This window comes from Minwuia thermotolerans, assembly GCF_002924445.1.
In the GTDB taxonomy this organism is placed as follows: Bacteria; Pseudomonadota; Alphaproteobacteria; order Minwuiales; family Minwuiaceae; genus Minwuia; species Minwuia thermotolerans.
Map to the genome: position 1 here is coordinate 1 of NZ_PIGG01000049.1, position 3,122 is coordinate 3,122.

At 67.5% G+C, this 3,122-nt stretch carries 1 protein-coding gene; it reads left to right on the top strand.

Features of this window, described 5'->3' with window-relative positions:
- Positions 1-3,122, top strand: a 3,122-nt coding sequence (locus CWC60_RS15750; protein ID WP_109794895.1) for an FG-GAP repeat protein, incomplete at both ends; no start/stop codon positions are given.

Genomic DNA, 3,122 nt, shown 5'->3' on the forward strand with positions numbered 1-3,122 from the left:
GTCGATGGCGGGCTGGGTCAGGACACCATCGACTACTCGTCGGCCCAGTCGAACTTCGCCGAGGCGCAGAACGGCGTCGCCGTCTCGCTGGCTTTCGGGATCGGCCGCGACGCCTTCGGCGATGTCGATCTGCTGAGCAATATCGAGCACGTGCGCGGCACCGCGCTGGACGACGTGATCGAGGGCGACGCCAACGCCAACCAGCTCGACGGCGGCGACGGCGACGACGAGTTCCTGGGCGGCGCGGGCGACGACACCTTCATCGGCGGCAACGGCTTCGACGAGGTCGCCTTCGACGACGACGGCGCGTCTCAGGGCGTCAATGCCGACCTTTCGCTGGGCGGCGCGACCGACGGCTTCGGGGATTCGGATTCGTTCTCGGGTATCGAGGCGCTGGCGGGCACAGGGTTGGACGACACGCTCTCCGGCGACGGGTTCGCCAACCGGCTGGAAGGTCAGGACGGCGCCGACACCCTGCTCGGCAATGACGGCGCCGACACGCTGGAAGGCGGCGCCGGAAACGACACGATCGGCGGCAGCGCCTTCGGCAATGGCGGCGACGACATCGTCTTCGGCGGCGACGGCGACGACCTGGTCTTCTCCGGCGACGGCGTCGACACGCTCTTCGGCGGGCTCGGCAGCGACACGCTGGACTTCTCGCCCGGCCTGCAGCCGGCGGTGGTTGACCTCTCCACCGGTGCGGTGGCCAATGACGGCAGCGGCAACGCCGAGACGGTCAGCGGCTTCGAGGCCGTGGTGGGCACCACCGGCGACGACACGCTGACCTTCGGCGCGGGCACGACGATGACCGGCGGCGCGGGCGATGATCTGTTCATCGTCGGCGACGGCATCGGGCTGAACAACACCATCACCGACTTCACCGCCGGCGCCGGCAGCCCGGACGTCATCGACCTCATCGCCTTCGGCTTCAGCAATCTCGCCGAGGTGCAGGGGGTGTCCAGCGACGACGGCACGAACACCACCATCCAGCTCGACGGCGACGACGCGCTGGTGCTGGAAAACGTGCTGGTCGCCGATCTGGCGGCCGACGACTTCGTCTTCGACTTCACGCCCACGGCGCAGTTCTCGGTCGACGACATCGACGGCACGAACGGCTTCTTCGTCGGCAGCAGCCAGAACAATACCGGCTTCGGCGAGTCCGGCGACGGCGTGGGCGACGTCAACGGCGACGGCCTGGACGATGTGCTGGTCGGCGCACCCTTCGGCAATGGCGGCAATGGCGAATCGTTCGTCCTGTTCGGCGATGCGGCGCCCGATCTCGACAATACCGAATCGGGCCTGATCGCCGGCGGCGGCGCCATCCGCGTCTTCGACAGCGGCGCCGGCGGCGGCGACAGAGCTGGCTATGACGTCACTTCGGTCGGGGACATGAACGGCGACGGCTTCCAGGATTTCGCTGTTGCCGCGCCGGGCTTCTACAGCGTCAACGGCTATGGTCAGGTGGCGGTGGTCTTCGGCGACGCCGACGGCCTCGGCCAGGATATCGATCTCGCCGGCCTCGACGGCGCCAACGGCTTCAGGGTCTCGCCAGGCAGCTCGGCGGCCTTCGACAGTTTCGCCTACAGCATCGCCGGCGGCGGCGACTTCAACGGCGACGGCTTCGACGACCTGATAATCACCGACGACAGTTACTATGGTAGTTATTCGGCCGCTGGCGGCGTGTTCGTGGTGTTCGGCAAGTCCGGCGGATTTGCGGCGAACGATGACATCTCGTCGATGATCTCGGCGGGCGAGGCGATGGCTATTCGCGGTGGCGTGACAAACAGCTATATCGGCACCGAGGCGAGCTTCATCGGCGACTTCAACGGCGACGGTTTCGACGACATCGCCTTCAGCCACTATCTCGGCGGAACAGGCGCGGGTAGCGATGCCGGCCGCGTGAGCGTGGTCTTCGGCGCGGCGCGCGCGACCGGCATCTACGATATCCAGAACCTGGTCGCCAGTGGTGACGCCTTCCAGCTTACCCAGGGCCAGAGCGGCGACTACCTGGGCGACGCGATCGCCGGGACCGGCGACGTCAATGGCGACGGCTTCGGCGACCTCCTGATTGGCGCCAGCAGCACCGATGTCGTCAATGGCGTCAATACCAACGAGGGCCGCGCCTTCCTGATCTTCGGCAACGCCAACGCCGCCGGCGCGCAGGCGGATCTCACCAATCTGCAAGCCGGCGAGGGCGTGTCCTTCGACGGTCTCGCGGCGGGGGATCGGCTGGGCTCCTCGGTCGACGGCGGCGGCGACTTCGACGGCGACGGCGTGGCCGATTTCGTGATCGGCGCCGAAGGCGTCGACTACGGCAGCTACAGCAATGTCGGCGAGGCCTATGTCATCTTCGGCCCCGGCCAGGCGGTTGCCGAGACGAGTTTCGACCTGTCCACGATCGACGGCACCGACGGCGTCACCATCACCTCTGCACCGGTGGACAATATCTATCTCGGCCAGGGCGTCGCCATGATCGGCGACATCAACGGCGACGGCTTCGACGATATCGCCGTGACCACCCGCTATGACGACGCCGGCGCGGTTTCCTACGACCAGATCGCCATCTTCTTCGGCCTCGATTCCACGGGTCTGGCGCAGGCCGGCGACGCCGGCGCCAATGCGCTGACGGGCGGGGCAGATACGGACCTGCTGTTCGGCAATGCCGGCGACGACACCCTGACCGGCAATGCCGGAGATGACGTGCTGCGCGGCGGCACCGGCAATGACAGCATGGTCGGCGGCGAGGGCGCCGACCTGCTGGAAGGCGGCGCTGGACAGGACACGCTGATCGGCGGCAATGGCGCGGACACGCTTCGGCCCGGCGCGAACGACGGTTCGGGCGACATCATCCGGCCCGGCGCAGACAGCAATCTGATCGAATTCATCGCGCCGGGCGAAGGCTTCTTCGCCCTCCTCTACGACGACCAGTCCCTGGGCATCAACGCGAGTATCGGCAACATCTCGGGCACGGTCGTGAAGTCCGGCGGCACCGACACACTGGAAGGCGTCAACCTGATCGACGGGATCACCGGCGGGCTGATGCTGGTCGGCGGCACCGGCGACGACACGGTCAGCGCCGACCTGATCGATTTCAACGAGTTCTTCCAGTTCCGCGGCGGCGC